Origin of the sequence: Roseibium sp. SCP15, assembly GCF_040329435.1 — a bacterium.
Lineage (GTDB): Bacteria > Pseudomonadota > Alphaproteobacteria > Rhizobiales > Stappiaceae > Roseibium.
Genome location: NZ_JBDZYI010000006.1, coordinates 166,102 through 183,125, shown reverse-complemented (window position 1 = coordinate 183,125; position 17,024 = coordinate 166,102). Strand labels below are relative to the sequence as shown.

Below are 17,024 nucleotides of genomic sequence, written 5' to 3'. Positions count from 1 at the left end.
GAGTGGAAGCTGTTCCCACATCAATTCAAGGACATGATTGCTGCCCCTTCCCCTTTCCCCTATCATTGAAACGGATACACCGTTCGCGACGCGAATGCGGGGCTGATTGGGAGGAGAGCCTCAACATGACAGTGACGCACGAGCCCTGGCTCGTCGCGCTTTCCCTGGTCATGGCATTTCAGGGAAGCTTTGTCGGCCTGAGCCTCGCGGTTCAGGTAAGAAAAGCCGTTGAACCGAGGCGGCGCATGCTTCTTGTGGGAGCTGCGCTCACCCTTGCACTTGCCATCTGGTCCATGCATTTCGTCGGCATGCTGGCCGCCAAATTCCCGATTGGTGTCGACTTCCTTGTTCTTCCAACTCTGCTGTCATTTCTGGTTTGCGTCCTTGTCGTGGGCGTTGCCGTCTTCACAGCGAGCAATCGACGGCTGACTTCGCTGAGATTGGGGCTGGCGGCTTTCGTCATGGGCGCAGGCATCTGCACCATGCACTATCTCGGCATGTATTCTCTGCACAACTCGCTGCTGCTGGAACATGATCCGGCTTATGTTCTTGCCAGTTTTCTGATCGCATTCAACGCCGCGGGTCTGGCGCTCTGGCTGTTGTTCGGTCTCGGCAAGCGCCCACCCCTGGTCGTATCGGCCGCCGTCATGGGACTTGCCATTTCCGCGATGCATTATACCGCGATGACCGGCATGACCTATTCAGCGACGGATACGGCGCGGCGTCTTTCAGCACCCACGCTCGACCCGGGCATGCTGGCAATTTTCGTTTCGTTTGTCGCCTTTCTGGTCTCGGGCCTGTTTCTTCTGACCCTTGTTCCGGCTCAACAACCCGACGAGGCAGCTGGATCCACCAAAGACCTGCAGGATAATGCGAGAGAAACAGTCACACCGAACGAGGAACCGCTGCCCTCCGAAGCGGCTCCAGGCGATGCTGCCAAGCGCAGCGCCGCCGGATTGCAGGCAGCGCCTTCCGTGCCCAGGTCTTCCACTCCTGCCGCCAAGCGAACGCTGCCGATTGAACGGGACGGCCAAAAGACCCAGATCGGCATTTCGGATATCGCCGCAATCCATGCCGACGCCCACTACACCAAGCTCTATGATGGCCATCGGGAGTACTTCTGCCCCCTGTCGATCAGCGAAGCCGAGCAACAACTCGACCCGAAGGTTTTCAAGCGGGTTCACCGCAGCCATATTGTCAACCTGTCCTGTGTCGCCAGTTTCAAACGTGCAGGTGACGGCGGCGTTCTGGTTCTTGAAGGCGACGAGGCACAGACCGTTCCGGTAAGCCGGTCTCGCTGGAGCCGCATCCGGGCAAGGCTGAATGCCTTGACCGAAAATGCCGAGCAGGACAGCCATCCGGCTGCGGCTCAGTAAGTTCTCTCCACCTGCTTCCGCGCAGACGACAGATTGTGTGCGCTGCCACAATCCAACTTTGAGACACGCCGTTCGTGCAAACGCATTCAGAATGACACAACTTCTAAGCGAGTTGGATTTGTTGAGACCCAGAACCTTCTACCTTGTTACTTTCCAATAACTTAAGCGGCATCTCTGCAATCTTCACCACTCGTATTTCATGAAATACGTCAGAATCACTGCCGTATTTCGTGCCGGAATTCCTGTCTCCCGTGCATTCCTGCACGCTTTCGGTGCATGCCGCCTTGAGTGTGCGGCGCATCAGTCTTCACGCTTGCAATATGTGACAATCCGTCGCCCGGGCGATGGAGCCGCACGAAACTGCCGGATGAGCTCGCCTTGGACGCAAAGGCAGGAATCCGGTGCTCGGTTCGAGATCTCTTGAGCCGATTGAGGGAGGAGAAAAACGTGATCCCTGGTGAATTCACCTATCACCGGCCATCTACCGTGGCCGAAGCCGTCGCCATTCTGGTTGACCATGGCGATGAAGCCCGTCCGCTTTCCGGTGGGCACAGCCTCATTCCGATGATGAAGCTGCGTATGGCCGCACCGGAACATCTCGTTGATCTAGGTGGCATTGCCGACCTCAAGGGAATTAGCGAGGAAAGCGGTACCATCACCATCCGAGCAATGACAACGCAGCATGAATTGATCGCATCGGATTTGCTGACGGAAAAGCTGCCGATCATTCGGGAAACCTCTTTGTTGATCGCAGATCCGCAGATTCGATATCTCGGGACCCTTGGCGGCAATGTTGCCAATGGCGATCCTGGCAATGACATGCCTGCGCTAATGCAGTGCCTGAATGCCTCCTATGTCCTGACCGGACCGGATGGCGAGCGCGAAGTTGCAGCTCGGGACTTTTATGAAGCGGCCTATTTCACCGCTCTGGCACCGGAAGAAATTCTGACAGCCGTAAAAGTTCCGGTCCCACCGGCGGGCCATGGCTACGCTTATGAGAAGCTGAAGCGCAAGGTTGGCGATTATGCCACTGCGGCGGCAGCCGTCGTTCTGACGATGAATGGCGGTACCGTTGCAAGCTGTTCTGTCGCTCTCACCAACGTTGCCGACACGCCGCTTCATGCTGCCGATGCCAGCGATGTCCTGACCGGTTCGTCGCTTGACGAAGCAACCGTGAAACGTGCCGTTCAAGCAGCTGAAGCCATCACTGACCCGGCCTCCGACGGCAGAGGGCCGGCTGAGTACAGAACAAAAATGGCCGGCATCATGATGCAGCGCGCACTTGCACGCGCCGCTGACCGTGCCAACGGCTGATCCGGGATCCAGGGAGAAAACCATGAGCGACATCGAACAAATCCCGGTCACGGTGACCGTCAACGGCAAGAAGGTGCAGCGCTTTGTCGAACCGCGCACGCTTCTGATCCATTTCCTGCGTGAAGAGCTGAATCTGACCGGTCCTCATATCGGCTGCGAGACCTCGCATTGCGGCGCCTGCACGGTGGAAATGAACGGCATGTCGGTGAAATCCTGCACGTTGTTTGCCGCCCAGGCCAATGGTGCCGAGCTGACGACCATTGAAGGTCTGGCCAATCCGGACGGCACTCTTTCCGCGTTACAGGAAGGCTTCCGGCAGATGCACGGGCTTCAGTGCGGCTTCTGTACGCCTGGCATGATCACCCGCGCGCACACGCTTTTGAAGGAAAACCCGAACCCAACGGAAGAGGAAATCCGGATGGGCATCGCGGGCAACCTGTGCCGGTGCACCGGATACCAGAACATCGTCAAGGCCATCCAGTACGCCGCGGCCAAGCTGAACGGCACCGACATTCAGGAGGCTGCAGAATGAATGACATGACCCCGACACGGGAACAGCGCGAAGCCGCCCTTGAAGGCATGGGCTGCAAGCGCAAACGCGTTGAAGACATTCGTTTCACCCAGGGCAAGGGCCAGTATGTCGACGACCTGAAGCTGCCGGGCATGGTGTTCGGCGACTTTGTCCGTTCGCCGTATGCCCACGCAAAGATCACCAAGATCGATGCGTCGGAAGCCCTGAAGCTTCCTGGTGTCATCGCAGTCCTGACTGCTGAAGACCTGAAAGGCGTAAACCTTGCCTGGATGCCGACGCTCGCGGGCGACGTCCAGATGGTGCTGGCGGACGGCAAGGTTCTCTACCAGAACCAGGAAGTCGCCTTTGTCGTTGCCGAAGACCGCTACATTGCCGACGACGCCATTCAGCTGGTTGAGGTCGAATATGAAGAACTTCCGGTTCTGACAGATCCGTTCAAGTCGATGGATGCGGACGCCCCGGTTCTAAGACCCGATCTTGAGGGCAAGACGGAAGGTGCGCACGGACCACGCAAGCACCACAATCACATCTTCACCTGGGAAGTCGGCGACAAGGACGAGACGTCAAAGGCGTTCTCGGAAGCCGATGTCACCATCAAGGAGATGATCTCCTATCACCGCACGCACCCTTCACCGCTGGAGACCTGCCAGGCCGTCGCCTCGATGGACAAGGTGAAGGGCGAACTGACGATCTGGGGCACCTTCCAGGCACCACACGTGATCCGGACGGTCGCCTCGCTGCTCTCCACGATCCCGGAACACAAGATCCACGTGATCGCACCGGACATCGGCGGTGGTTTCGGCAACAAGGTGGGCGCCTATCCGGGCTATATCTGCGCGATCGTCGCGTCCATCGTGACCGGCGTACCGGTGAAATGGGTAGAAGACCGAATGGAGAACCTCTCCACCACATCCTTTGCCCGCGACTATCACATGACCACGGAAATCGCCGCGAAAAAGGACGGCACCGTAACGGGACTCAAGGTTCATGTTCTCGCCGACCATGGTGGTTTCGACGCCTGCGCCGACCCGTCCAAGTGGCCGGCCGGTTTCTTCAACATTGTCACCGGAGCCTACGACTTTCCGGCAGCCCATCTTGAGGTCGACGGCGTTTACACTAACAAGGCTCCGGGCGGCGTTGCCTATCGCTGTTCCTTCCGTGTGACGGAAGCGGCCTACTGCATCGAACGGGCCATGGATATCCTGGCTCAAAAGCTGGAGATGGACCCGGCCGACCTTCGCATGAAAAACTTCGTCAAAGCCGATCAGTTCCCCTACCAGTCCGCACTCGGCTGGGAGTATGACAGCGGCGACTATCACACCGCCATGCAGAAGGCGATGGACTCGATCGGTTACCGCGAACTGCGCGCCGAACAGAAGGCAAAGCAGGAAGCGTTCAACCGAGGCGAAACCCGCGAGATCATGGGGATCGGCGTTTCCTTCTTCACCGAAATTGTCGGGGCCGGACCGTCGAAGAACTGTGACATCCTGGGTGTCGCGATGTTCGACAGCGCGGAAATCCGCGTTCATCCGACCGGGTCCGTGATTTCGCGGATGGGAACCAAGTCGCAAGGCCAGGGCCATGAGACCACCTGGGCCCAGATCATCGCCACCGAAATCGGCATACCGGCTGCCGACATCATGGTCGAGGAAGGCAACACCGACACGGCGCCTTACGGTCTGGGCACATATGGGTCCCGCTCCACGCCGGTTGCCGGCGCGGCCATCGCACTCGCCGCTCGCAAGATCCGCAACAAGGCCCAGATGATCGCGGCCCATATGCTGGAAGTATCCGAATATGACCTTGAGTGGGACATTGACGGTTTCCAGGTGAAGGGCAATCCGCAGGCACGCAAGTCCATGAAGGAAATCGCCTGGGCTGCTTATCACGCACCGCCACCGAACATGGAACCGGGACTGGAAGCCGTCAGCTACTACGACCCACCCAACATGACCTATCCATTCGGTGCGTATTTCTGCGTGATGGACATCGACGTCGACACCGGTGTTGCCAAGACCAGACGGTTCTATGCACTGGATGACTGCGGCACACGGATCAACCCGATGATCATTGAAGGTCAGGTGCATGGCGGGCTGACGGAAGCCTTTGCCATCGCGATGGGCCAGGAGATCCGCTACGACGAGCTGGGCAATGTGCTCGGTGCGTCCTTCATGGATTTCTTCATCCCGACGGCCGTGGAAACTCCGCATTGGGAAACCGACTTCACCGAAACCCCAAGCCCGCATCACCCGATCGGTGCCAAGGGGGTTGGCGAGAGCCCGAATGTCGGCGGGGTTCCAGCCTTCTCCAACGCGGTCAACGATGCGTTCCAGTTCCTGGGCAGCACGCATATCCAGATGCCGCACGACGCGTGGCGCATCTGGCAGACAGCCAAGGACCTTGGGGCCCACGGCTAAGACACTCAGAAACAGATGTCGCGGGCACGGCCCGCGGCTCATATCTGGATTCCAGATCGGCGTGCAGCAAAGGCTGCACTTGTCTGGAATGACGATTTGCCGAGTTCGGGTTGTCATCCCGGACAAGTACGGCGAAGCCGTTTCGCAGATCCGGGATCCAGCGCATCAACGCAGGCACAGCCTGCACAACGAAACGAAACAGCGATTGTTGCAAACCGGATGAGCAAGACCAAGGAACAACTGGCTGAAGCGTTGGCAAAAACCGGCTATGTTGCCGATGAAGGATTGGCAACAGCCCTTCTGTTGACGGAAATGCTGAACCGCCCGCTTCTGCTTGAAGGTGAAGCCGGAGTGGGCAAGACCGAAGTTGCCAAGGCACTTGCCAAACTGGAAGACACCGACCTCATCCGCCTGCAATGTTATGAAGGACTTGACCGGTCCGACGCTATCTACGAATGGAACTACCAGCGCCAACTGCTTGCCATAAAAGCTCGCGAAGGCAGCGGTGAAGACGCTGAAACCGTCGAAGAAGCTGTCTTTTCGGAAAAATATCTTCTTGAACGGCCGCTTCTTGCTGCCATCCGCCGGGAGACCCCTCCTGTACTCCTGATCGACGAGGTGGACCGGGCCGATGAGGAGTTCGAAGCCTTTCTTCTTGAAATCCTGTCCGATTTCCAGATCTCGATCCCCGAGCTTGGTACCGTGAAGGCAACATCCATTCCCCGTGTCGTTCTGACTTCGAATGGAACCCGGGAACTTTCCGACGCTCTGCGCCGCCGCTGTCTCTATCATTATGTCGATTATCCGGCCCTGGATCGTGAGGCGCGTATTCTGCTGGCCCGCGTTGACGGTCTGGACACAGCGCTGGCGCTTCAGATTGCCGACCTGATGGGCAAGCTGCGCAAGGAAGACCTCACGAAGGTTCCAGGCGTCGCTGAAACGATCGATTGGGCGGCGGCACTGCTCGGCCTGGGCGTCCGCAACCTTCAAGAGGACCGGGAGCTTGTCTACGACACGCTCGTCTGCGTTCTTAAAACCCGGGAAGACCAGGCCCGTGTCACCCGTGAGGTGACCGCCCGCCTTCTGGGGAAGGTGGCCTGAGCCATGGCTGCTACGACCTTCAATACCAGAGAAGAAATTGGCGCGACGCTTCGATTGCGTCTTGCCGGTTTCGTGCACTCACTGAGGGACAGCGGCTTCAAGGTTGGTCTGGCGGAAACACGTGATGCTTTGAAGCTGTTGTGTTCACCGCTGATAAACCGGCAACACAGTCTGAAAAGCGCTTTTCGCGCACTCTTTTGCGGCCGCTTGTCGGATTGGAAGAAATTCGATGACCTTTTCGACGCCTATTGGTCCGGAAAAGGAGTGAAAACCGGCATAAAGGTCTCAGGCACAAGTTCGAAGAAAACCCAGAAGACCATTCGCGAGCTGATGGATGCTCATGGCTCCCGGCAAGACACAATAGCCGGTGACGTTGAACGACAACCCGGCGAAGAAGACGAAGAAACAGGCGATGCTCCCTCGGGCAGACGGGAGGGGGCCAGCATTGCTGAAAATCTCGGCACCATAGATTTCCGCAACCTTCATGACCCGGACGCTCTGGCAAAGGCGCACGAACTTGCCGAACGCCTCGCACATTCGATGCGGATACGCCTGACACGGCGCGACCGGCAAAAACGAAAGGGGCCCCGGCTCGATCTCCGCCGCACGATCCGGCACTCGATTGCCCATGGCGGAACACCGATCGAATTGATCCGGAAAGGGCCACGCGAACGGCAGCTACGGTTGGTCGTCCTCCTGGATGCTTCCGGATCCATGAACAATTACACCGCCGTTTTCACCCGTTTCGTTCACGGCATTCTGGACAGCTTTCGAGAGGCGGAAGCCTTTCTGTTCCACACCCGCCTGGTTCATGTGTCTTCCGCACTTTCGGAACGCGACCCCGCCCGTGCACTCGACAGGATGGGCCTGATGGCACAAGGCATTGGCGGCGGCACGAAGATTGGCGAAGCCCTGGCAGACTTCAACCGCTGGCACGCTGCGCGGGTCATACATTCGCGCACCTGTGTCATGATCCTGTCGGACGGTTACGACACCGGGGCACCCCACGCTCTTGCGGAGGAGATGGCAAGGTTACGCCGTCGCTGCAGGCGCATCGTCTGGCTCAATCCGCTGATTGGCTGGGAAGGCTACGAGCCGACCGCGCTCGGCATGCAGGCCGCTCTCCCGCATGTCGACTTGTTTGCTCCAGCTCACAATCTCGACAGCCTGGCCGCCCTTGAACCTTATCTCGCTCGCTTGTAACGCCATGGGAGACGCACCGATGAAACACTCCGTTCCCGATACAGCTTCCGATGCAGCACCGGAACTGACGAGTGATCTGCATCCGCTGGTGAACAGGCTGAAGGAGGCCAGTGAGCCTTACGCCCTGGCAACGGTCGTGCGAACAATTTCGGTTACCGCGGCGAAAGCGGGAGCCAAGGCTGTCATCGGGCAGGATGGCTCAATTGTCGGCGGTTGGATTGGTGGCGGCTGCGCGCGAGCCGCCGTGGTCAAGGCGGCCAAGGCCGCCTTGCTGGACGGAGAAACGAGGTTGATTTCCATTCAACCAGAAGACCTTCTCGCAGAACTTGGCGTTGAGCCGGGCGAAGAACGCGAGGGAGTTCAGTTCGCGAAGAACATGTGTCCAAGTCAGGGCACAATGGACATTTTCGTCGAGCCCGTGTTGCCAAGACCGTGTCTGGTCATTTGTGGTGCGAGCCCTGTCGCCGTTGCGCTCGCCAGACAAGCCCCGACCATCGGCTTCGAAGTCACCATTGCCGCCCCTGCTGAAGACCTGTCCGTTTTCGCTGCCGGGGAAAAGAAACTGGAAGGCTACGACCTCGGGCCGCTCGGAAATGCCGAAACCTACATCCTGGTATCGACCCAGGGTCGGGGTGACCTCTTGGCACTGGAGGCAGCCCTGAAGGTCAATGCCCGTCACATCGGCTTTGTCGGCAGCCGCCGCAAACTCGCCTCGCTAAAGGAAAAACTCCAGGAGAAGGGTTTTCAATCCCCGGAACTTGACCATATCAAGGGGCCCGCCGGGCTCGATCTGGGCGCAATCACGCCCGAGGAAATCGCCCTCTCCATTCTTGCAGAACTTCTGCTCATCCGGCGCGGGAACCAGCGCCAGGCCACCATTCATCACGTTTGACAGCTCACCGGAGACAATACACATGCAAATGACAGACAGCCAACGGATTGAAGCCCCGCGCGAAAAGGTCTGGGAGGCCTTGAACGATCCGGACGTCCTCAAGGCTTCCATTCCCGGCTGCGAAGAGCTGACCAAACACTCCGACACCGAGATGGAAGCAAAGGTCAAACTCAAGGTCGGTCCGGTGAAAGCCACTTTCGGTGGCAAGGTGACCTTGAACGATCTCGATCCGCCAAACGGCTACACGATTGACGGAGAAGGTTCCGGCGGTGTCGCCGGTTTTGCCCGGGGTGGTGCCAAGGTTCGGCTTGAGGAAGACGGCCCGGATGCTACCATCCTGCATTACGAAGTGGATGCGAAGGTAGGCGGAAAGCTTGCCCAACTCGGTGCACGTCTGATCGATTCGACCGCCAAACGTCTGGCCGGGGAGTTCTTCACCGCCTTTGCCGAGCAGGTCGCACCGACCGCTCCCGCGGATGAGGAGATCGAGGAAGTGACCGAAACCAAGAAAGGCTGGCTCGGCGGCCTGTTCGGCGGCAAGAAAAACGAGGAAGCAGCCGAAGAAACAGCAGGCTGATCCAAGGCGCTCAGGTCAGAAACAGACTGACCTCGTGTTGTTGATGTGGGGAGGGAATAAATGACACTTCTGAAGACCCCGGGACCGATGGCAGACGCCATGCGTGAGATCCGTCAGGACCCATCCATGATGCTGGCTCTGGCGACCGGAACGGTTCTGACCGCGTTTCTGGCAACGGTCCATGCATGCTGCATCGGTCTGGCGACCCCGCAGCACTTCGCGGCCCTCTTGCAGATTTGCACGACGGCGGGCTGACACCGAAGAGCTACGTATCATCCGGCGGCCGGGCGCCGCCGGATCGTCCGGGAAGCAAGTGCTATCCCGGGAACGTTATGCCGGTGCCTTGATCTTGCGCAGATACGGCAGTACCGCGTCGAACTCACCGAACTTGGCCTTGGCATCTTCATCATTCACGCTTGGCGGAATGATCACATCCTGGCCAATTTCCCAGTTGGCAGGCGTGGCAACACCCTTGGCCGACATCTGGAGAGCATCGAGTGCGCGGACGACTTCGGCAAAGTTCCTGCCGACGGTCATCGGGTAAGTCATGGAAAGCTTCAACTGCTTGTCCGGACCGATAATGAAGACAGAGCGCACCGTTGCGCTGTCGGCAGGCGTCCGTCCATCCGGAAGATAGGCTTCTGCGGGCAGCATGTCGAAGGCCTTGGAAACGGCCAGACCGTCATCGGCAATGATCGGGAAATCAGGCGCCGTGCCGGACACCTTTTCGATATCGAGCTTCCATTTCCGGTGATCGTCTGCATTGTCGACGGAAACGCCGATCACCTTGGTTCCGCGCTTCTTCCATTCTTCGCTCAACTGTCCGACAACGCCGAACTCGGTGGTGCAAACAGGTGTGAAATCCTTCGGATGGCTGAACAGGATCGCCCAGCTGTCGCCGATCCAGTCGTGAAACTTGATGGGGCCCTGATCGGTTTCTGCGGCGAAATCCGGAACCGTGTCATTGATACGGAGAGACATTTGAATGAATCCTTTTTAGGTTATTCAAGGGCAGCGGGGAGCATTCATCTGAATGCGAAATAATAGTTAGACTTCTTTTCCAGAACTGCAATGCTTTCACCGACAAGTTGTGGCCTTCGGTGCTGTATTTCGCGCTCAGGTATAGACGTCCATGCGACCCTGCCTGCGCAAGGCCAACCGTCATGCTCCCCAGGTGTCGCTCAGCTTGTAACCGCCCGGCCAGGGGTCGTCCGGGTCCAGCATATGCTGGTGAATTCCCGTCAGCCAGGCGCGACCGCTTATTTCAGGAACAATACCGGCTCTGTCGCCGACAGGCCTTTCAGCCAGGATCTTGCCCGTGAAGGTCGAGCCGATAATGGATCTGGCCTCGAACTCCTGCCCAACCGACAGCTGGCCACGGGCCGCCATCAATGCCATGCGAGCCGAAACGGCGGTGCCTGTCGGGGAACGATCCACCTTGCCAGGCTGGATTGCGACCGCCGACCGGCCTGACAATCCTTTTTGCGTTTCCGATAGTGGGCCGCAGAAGGCACAGAAGGAAATGTGGTTCCAGTCCGGATTTTCCGGATGGCTGAAACCGAGCTGCTCGTTGGCGGCGTTGGTGATGCGCACGCCCAGGCGGGCAATATCCTTGGCCTCACTTTCTTCAATCGCAAAGCCCAGCGCCTTCGCGTCGACCACGACGAAACTGTCTCCCCCATAAGCAGTGTCGACGGTCAGGGTTCCCAATCCTTCGACTTCCAGCGGCACTTCCAGCTTGTCGGCAAAACTTGTGACGTTCTGAACGAATATCCGTTCCGCCTTGCCGTTCCGGCACTCGGCCTTCACACGAACCAGACCGCCTGGCGCTTCCAGAACCAGTTCCGTAACCGGTTCCTGCATCGGTATGATGCCCCCGTCCAGAAGAACCGTGGACACACAGATGGAGTTGGACCCGGACATGGGCGGCGTGTCTTCCGGCTCCATGATGATGAAGGCAGCATCCGCTTCCGGATGCTTCGGTGGCACCAGCAGGTTGACGTGCCGGAACACGCCACCGCGTGGCTCGTTCAGAACGAAGTTGCGCAAGGTCTCATCCCTGGCAATGAAACTGCGTTGCTCCCACAACGTTTCACCTGGGGGAGGAGCGACACCGCCGACGATGACGTCGCCGACTTCACCTTCGGCATGGCAGGAAATGACGTGAAGTGTTTTGCTGCTGCGCATCTTTCAACCTCAGGAATATTGGGCGACGGGATCCCCAAGCGCCTCGAAGATCGGGGTAATGCCGAGACCTGGCCGGTCCGCTGCGGTCATGCGGCCGTTGACACGCTTCGGAGCCCCTTCTGCGATATCGACAGTACCGTAGCTGTTGAAGTCCGTTGCAGAGAAAGTGAACTCCGCCGGTGTCGAACGCGCCAGGTGAGCAATCGCGGCGGTGGTGATGTCTCCACCCCAGGTGTCTTCGATGGTCATCGGAAGTCCGTGCAGGACACAAAGATCACGCATCAGCTTGGCCTTTGTCAGTCCTCCAACCTTGGAGATCTTCAGGTTGATGCAGTCCATGGCATCTTCCGCAATCCCGCGAACCAGCATGTTCGGCCCGTCAATCACTTCATCAAGCACGAAAGGCAGGCCTGTCCGTCGGCGGATCGAAACGCTTTCCTCGTAAGTCAGGCAGGGTTGTTCGACATAGACATCTAGGGAGGCGATGGCCCCAACCACACGCGCCGCTTCGTGCCGCGTCCAGCCGGTGTTGGCATCCGCGACCAGCAAGTCGGACGGTTTCAGAACCGCGCGGGTGGCATGGATACGCTCGATGTCATCGTTGGCATCACCTCCGACCTTGAGCTGGAACTTGGTATAGCCTTCGGCAGCGTAGCCTTCGATCTTCTTGGCCATGATATCCGGTGCTTCCTGGCTGATCGCCCGGTAAAGCACAACGTCCTCCTGAGCAGCGCCGCCCAGAAGTGTGTAGACGGGCTGACCGGTTGCCTTGCCCAAGAGATCCCAGCAGGCGATATCGATCGGAGCCTTGGCGTAGGGGTGACCGCGCAAGGCCGCATCCATGATGCGGTTGATTTCACCGATGTTCAGCGGGTCCTTGCCAATGAGATGGGGGGCCAGTTCCTGCAGCCCGGCGCGGACACCAAGCGCGAAGCTCGGCAGATAGGCGGAGCCGAGCGGGCAGCATTCCGCATACCCCTTCAAGCCTTCGTCAGTGACGATTTCGACCACCGTACTGTCGAAAACCTCGATGAAATTGCCATTTGACCAGCTGTAGCGCCCTTCCTTCAGGGGAAGCCCCACCTGAAACACGTTGATCGCAGAAATCTTCATGGAGGTCTCCTTAAAAGCGGCGCGCGGAAAAGGCGCTCATGTTCATTGGTGATGTTGTTTCATGTGCCAGGGCAGCCACAAGTTCTGCCGTCCCGGCCGATTGGGTGAGGCCAAGGTGGCCATGCCCGAAAGCGTAAATGACGCGGCTGTCCTTCGGCGATCGATCGATCACAGGCAGACTGTCCGGCATGGAGGGCCGGAACCCCATCCACTGCTTGCCGCCATCGGTGTTGAGACCGGGCAGGAAGGTTTTGGCCTTGTTGAGAAGAATGTCCGCGCGCTTGTAGTTTGGCGGCAGATCGAGACCGCCAAGTTCTACCGCGCCGCCGACACGAACCCCGCCATTGATTCTGGTCACGACAAATCCGTGCCCGCCGAATGTCAGGTGAGTCCTGAGGTCAAACGCCCCGTCCCCAAGCGTTGTGTTGTATCCCCGCTCTGTTTCCAGCGGTATGCGATCCCCGAGCGAACGAGCAAGGTGATGTGACCAGGCCCCGGCGCACACGACCACGTTTCTTGCGGCAATATCTCCTTCAGAAGTCTGCAACGAAACATCGTCTTCACCGGGCTTCAAGGCCATGACTTCTGCATCGCCAAGCCGCCCTCCGCGGTCAATGAAGGACTGCAACAGATGCGACAGCCAGCGCGCGGGATCACAGACGTTCATCCAGTCCGGCGTGAACCCTGCATGGGTAAAGCGCGGATGAATGCCGGGTTGGATATCCGCAATCGCTTCAGCGTTTTCCAACAGATCGAAGCGGATGCCATGCTTCTTGCGTTCGTCCCAGGTTTTCAGACTTGCGCGAAACTCACCTTCGCCCTCGTAAAGCTGCAGCTGCCCTTCACGCCGAAAGAGAGTTTCGCCACTCGTGTTGTCGATTTGCCGATCCAGTGCGGATTGCGACAGTTTCATCAGGTCAGACTGCGCCGACAAGGATTGCCTGTAGCGGTCCGGCCAGCTGGCGCGCCAGAAACGCAGCATCCAGGGGGCGATCTTCAGCGCGTAAGCCGGTGGAACCGACAAGGGCCCCAGAGGATCCAGGAGCCATTTCGGTGCCTTGAACATGATGCCGGGAGTTGCCAGTGGCACGACGTCGGTGAAGGCGAAGGCCCCCGCATTCATTTCCGACGCCTTCGCCTTGCCGTCGTTCCTGTCGACCACAAGCACGTCATGACCCTTTGCCTGTAAAGCAAGGGCTGTGCTGATGCCGATGATACCGGCACCAATCACAACGATGTCGTGCTGCGTCGAAGTCATATTCAAAGTCCTACCAGTATGGACGGCAACCAGGTGGCGATTTCAGGGAACAGGATAACAACGACAAGTACCAGCATCTGCGCGACCACGAACGGCAACACGCCCTTGTACATTTGTCCGTATGTCATGCTTCGCGGAGCTATCGATCGAAGATAGAAGATCGAAGGCGCCATCGGCGGTGTCAGATAGGAGGTTTGGATGACGACAAGCACCATCATGGCAAACCACACAGGATCAATCCCGGACGCGTTGATCACCGGCGTGAAAATCGGAATGAAGATCAGTACGATGGAAACCCAGTCGAGGACAAACCCTGCAAGAAACACCACGAACAGGAAGAAGGCGATGGTGCCTACATTGCCGTAGCCGATCGACCCCACGGTCTCGCGCACCAGCGCGCCGCCTCCGGTGACTGCAAAAATGCTGGTGAACATGGTTCCGCCCGCGACAACCAGCATGATCATCGCCGTGATGCGCAGGGTGACGCCCAAGGCATCGATCAGCAGCTTCGGCGTCAGTTCCCGGAACATCAGAGCAAGAATGACAGTGCCGGCGGCTCCGACCGCAGCAGCTTCGGTCGCCGAAGCCGCCCCTGCAAGCAAAGAGCCGAGAACCATGACGATGAGCGCAAGCGGCGGCAGCAATGCGGTCAGTGTGATCCGGACCTTGTCGGCCGCCGGAATGGAGCGTTCTTCAATCGGCAGCTTGGGCGCATCCGAAGGTTTCAGGATGCTGCGGAGCAGCACGTAGCCAATGAAAAAGACGACCATCAGCAGACCTGGCAGAATGGAAGCGGCAAATAACTGACCGATCGACAATTGTGCGATCGAGGCATAGACCACGACGATGACCGATGGCGGAATGATGGTACCGAGAGATCCACCGGCGCAAATGGTGCCTGCAATCAGATCGTTGCGGTATCCGGCTTTCATCATCGCCGGAATGGCCATCAGCCCGACAACGATTTCAACCGCCCCGACGACGCCAGATGCCGCCGCGAATATCGCGCACATCGCGATCGTTGAAAGGGCCAGTCCGCCGGGCAGTCCGCCCATCCAGAGCTGCAGGGCCTGGAACAGGCGCTTGGCGATGCCCGAGCGTTCCAGAATCGCACCCATGAAAATGAAAAGCGGGATCGCGGCGAGGACGAAATTCGAGGCCGTCGACAGAAGAGGTCCGTAAAGCTGAAGAAAAATCAGATCACCGAAGACCGTATAACCAAAGCCGACGGAGACGATGATCAGGGCGAAGGCCACCGGGACGCCGGCAAACACCAGCGCAAACAGGGCAAGAAACATCAAAACCGGGATCATTGATCGCTCTCCGCTCCCTCGAGTTCGCCTTCGGAGGAGTCGGGGCGTTTGTGACCGGACAGATACTTCAAGGCTTCACTGATAAACTGTAATGAAAAGACGAAAAGCCCGAGCGCAATGACGCCGTAAAAGGGCCAGACCAGTGGTGCCCAAGGACTGACGCTTTCCACCTCACCGGTCGAAAAGGCTTTCAAGGCCTTTTGCGTCGCGATCCAGGCAAATGCCAAAACCAGCGGCGCCATGACCAGAAGATAGATCGCACCGTTCAGATACTGCTGAAAACGGACCGGCAGCTTTTGCGAAAGGAAGTCGATGCGTACATGCGCGTCCTTGCGCAGAGCGTAGGCGGCTCCGAGAAGAAAGACGGAACCATTCAGCATGTATGAAATGTCGAATGCCCAAAGGGTTGGTGCATTAAAAACGTAGCGCGCCACAACCTCATAGAGCATGGCAATTATGAGCACGAATATGACCAGACGCCCGGCAAGCCCCAGCAAGTCGGACAGGCCATCTATGACCCGGCAAATTAAAATCATCTTTCCCCCCGCCAAGCAGACTGCCGGCCTTGGCCGGCAGTCCCAAGGTCTGTTGATCCCGATTACTCGGCAGCATCCCGGACAAGGTAGCCGGAGTTGGCTGCCCAGCTCGCCTGGTAGGCAAGGTAGCTGTCCAGAACGTCCTGCATGCGCCGGTCACCGGCCTCGATCTTTTCAGAGGCTTTCGCGCGGGCCCAATCGCGGCCTGCTTCGCGGATCTTTTCCGCTTCGGCCGGGACCATGTTGACGATTTCCACCTTGGTCTTGCGGAATTCGTCCATCGCCCGAATGTCCTTGTCGCCGAAGTGGGTGAAGCTTTCATAGGTGGTGAGCTTCGCGGCTGCGGTGATCAGTGCTTTCAGATCATCAGGCAGGCCATCCCAGGTTTCCTGCTTCACGAACACTTCCCAAAGGAAGGACGGCTGATGAACGCCAGGCATGATCAGGTAAGGTGCAACCTCGTGGAAGCCTTCGGTGATGTTTGCGCCCGGGGTCGACCATTCAATCGCGTCAACACCCTTGCGCTGCAGCAGCGTGTAGATCTCGTTGCCCGGCACAACGGTCGGTACGCCGCCAAACTTTTCCTGCAGAACCGCGGCAAAAGCCCCAGATGTGCGGTACTTGACGCCCTTGAGATCATCGACGGTTTCGATCTTCACATTCGAGTGCGCCATGATCTCGGACGTACCGATGCCGACGACCAGCGAATGCAATCCCATCTCCTCGCGGCGGAAGTCCTGGAGCAGCTTCTCGCCGCCACCTTCGTACACCCAGTGGAGAGTTGCCTCGCCGGACATGCCGCCCGGAAAGCTTGCGAAGATCGCGTTTGTCGGGTCCTGATTGACGAGATAGGACGGGGTGGAGTGGCCGGCCTCGACCACACCATCCTGCACAACTTCATACGCCTTGAAGGCCGGTGCCAGAACGCCTGCGCCAAACGGTTTGATACTGACCCGCCCCTGTGTCAGCGTGTCGACATTGTTTGCAAATCGCTCCATGAAATTCTGATAAAAGAACGAACCTTCACCGATGGCGGCGGTCATCTTCCACTCAACGTCGGCAGCGCTTGCCGGGGTTGCGATTGCCACGGCAACGACCGCGGCAATGTTCAAAAGCCGTTTCATGTAATTCTCCTCCAATGGAAATCCGCACAGATCCGCCTCTTTTCGGGCGATTGTTGTGCTTGGCTGAAATCCCGTCAGGCA

At 58.4% G+C, this 17,024-nt stretch carries 16 protein-coding genes; 9 read left to right on the top strand and 7 right to left on the bottom strand.

Annotation, left to right across the window (positions count from 1 at the left end):
• Positions 1-125: 125 nt before the first annotated feature.
• The 9 genes from ABLO27_RS26910 (at position 126) to ABLO27_RS26870 (ending at position 9,667) form a co-directional block, all read left to right on the top strand.
• Positions 126-1,376, top strand: coding sequence for an MHYT domain-containing protein (locus ABLO27_RS26910; protein WP_353037189.1), 1,251 nt, complete (start codon positions 126-128; stop codon positions 1,374-1,376).
• Positions 1,377-1,823: 447 nt separating this feature from the next.
• Complete coding sequence (locus ABLO27_RS26905; protein WP_353037188.1) at positions 1,824-2,690, top strand: FAD binding domain-containing protein; 867 nt, start codon at positions 1,824-1,826, stop codon at positions 2,688-2,690.
• 22 nt (positions 2,691-2,712) lie between these two features.
• Positions 2,713-3,222 (top strand): (2Fe-2S)-binding protein, encoded by a 510-nt coding sequence (locus ABLO27_RS26900; RefSeq protein WP_417714861.1) that lies wholly within the window; start codon positions 2,713-2,715, stop codon positions 3,220-3,222.
• Positions 3,219-5,639 (top strand): aerobic carbon-monoxide dehydrogenase large subunit, encoded by a 2,421-nt coding sequence (locus ABLO27_RS26895; RefSeq protein WP_353037187.1) that lies wholly within the window; start codon positions 3,219-3,221, stop codon positions 5,637-5,639. The genes ABLO27_RS26900 and ABLO27_RS26895 overlap by 4 nt, the downstream gene beginning before the upstream one ends.
• A 219-nt stretch (positions 5,640-5,858) precedes the next feature.
• Entirely contained in the window at positions 5,859-6,740 is an 882-nt protein-coding gene (locus ABLO27_RS26890; RefSeq protein WP_353037186.1) for an AAA family ATPase, read from the top strand.
• 3 nt (positions 6,741-6,743) lie between these two features.
• Complete coding sequence (locus ABLO27_RS26885) at positions 6,744-7,943, top strand: vWA domain-containing protein (protein ID WP_353037185.1); 1,200 nt, start codon at positions 6,744-6,746, stop codon at positions 7,941-7,943.
• A gap of 19 nt (positions 7,944-7,962) precedes the next feature.
• Complete coding sequence (locus ABLO27_RS26880; protein ID WP_353037184.1) at positions 7,963-8,835, top strand: XdhC family protein; 873 nt, start codon at positions 7,963-7,965, stop codon at positions 8,833-8,835.
• Between the two features lie 22 nt (positions 8,836-8,857).
• Positions 8,858-9,412, top strand: a complete 555-nt coding sequence (locus ABLO27_RS26875; protein ID WP_353037183.1) for an SRPBCC family protein — start codon at positions 8,858-8,860, stop codon at positions 9,410-9,412.
• 60 nt (positions 9,413-9,472) lie between these two features.
• Positions 9,473-9,667 (top strand): hypothetical protein, encoded by a 195-nt coding sequence (locus tag ABLO27_RS26870; RefSeq protein WP_353037182.1) that lies wholly within the window; start codon positions 9,473-9,475, stop codon positions 9,665-9,667.
• A gap of 75 nt (positions 9,668-9,742) precedes the next feature.
• Here ABLO27_RS26870 and ABLO27_RS26865 read toward each other — a convergent pair whose 3' ends face one another.
• The 7 genes from ABLO27_RS26865 to dctP form a co-directional block, all read right to left on the bottom strand.
• Entirely contained in the window at positions 9,743-10,393 is a 651-nt protein-coding gene (locus ABLO27_RS26865) for a peroxiredoxin (protein ID WP_353037181.1), read from the bottom strand.
• Positions 10,394-10,573: 180 nt separating this feature from the next.
• Positions 10,574-11,599, bottom strand: coding sequence for a trans-3-hydroxy-L-proline dehydratase (locus ABLO27_RS26860; protein WP_353037180.1), 1,026 nt, complete (start codon positions 11,597-11,599; stop codon positions 10,574-10,576).
• Between the two features lie 9 nt (positions 11,600-11,608).
• Entirely contained in the window at positions 11,609-12,712 is a 1,104-nt protein-coding gene (locus tag ABLO27_RS26855; RefSeq protein WP_353037179.1) for a cis-3-hydroxy-L-proline dehydratase, read from the bottom strand.
• Between the two features lie 10 nt (positions 12,713-12,722).
• Entirely contained in the window at positions 12,723-13,970 is a 1,248-nt protein-coding gene (locus ABLO27_RS26850; RefSeq protein ID WP_353037178.1) for an NAD(P)/FAD-dependent oxidoreductase, read from the bottom strand.
• A gap of 2 nt (positions 13,971-13,972) precedes the next feature.
• Complete coding sequence (locus ABLO27_RS26845) at positions 13,973-15,283, bottom strand: TRAP transporter large permease (RefSeq protein WP_353037177.1); 1,311 nt, start codon at positions 15,281-15,283, stop codon at positions 13,973-13,975.
• Positions 15,280-15,819 carry a TRAP transporter small permease subunit gene (locus tag ABLO27_RS26840; RefSeq protein ID WP_353037176.1) on the bottom strand — a complete coding sequence of 180 codons (540 nt, stop codon included), beginning with the start codon at positions 15,817-15,819 and terminating at the stop codon, positions 15,280-15,282. The genes ABLO27_RS26845 and ABLO27_RS26840 overlap by 4 nt, the downstream gene beginning before the upstream one ends.
• Before the next feature lie 62 nt (positions 15,820-15,881).
• Positions 15,882-16,943: a TRAP transporter substrate-binding protein DctP gene (gene dctP, locus ABLO27_RS26835; RefSeq protein ID WP_353037175.1), complete on the bottom strand. Its 1,062-nt coding sequence runs from the start codon at positions 16,941-16,943 to the stop codon at positions 15,882-15,884.
• Positions 16,944-17,024 lie beyond the last annotated feature (81 nt).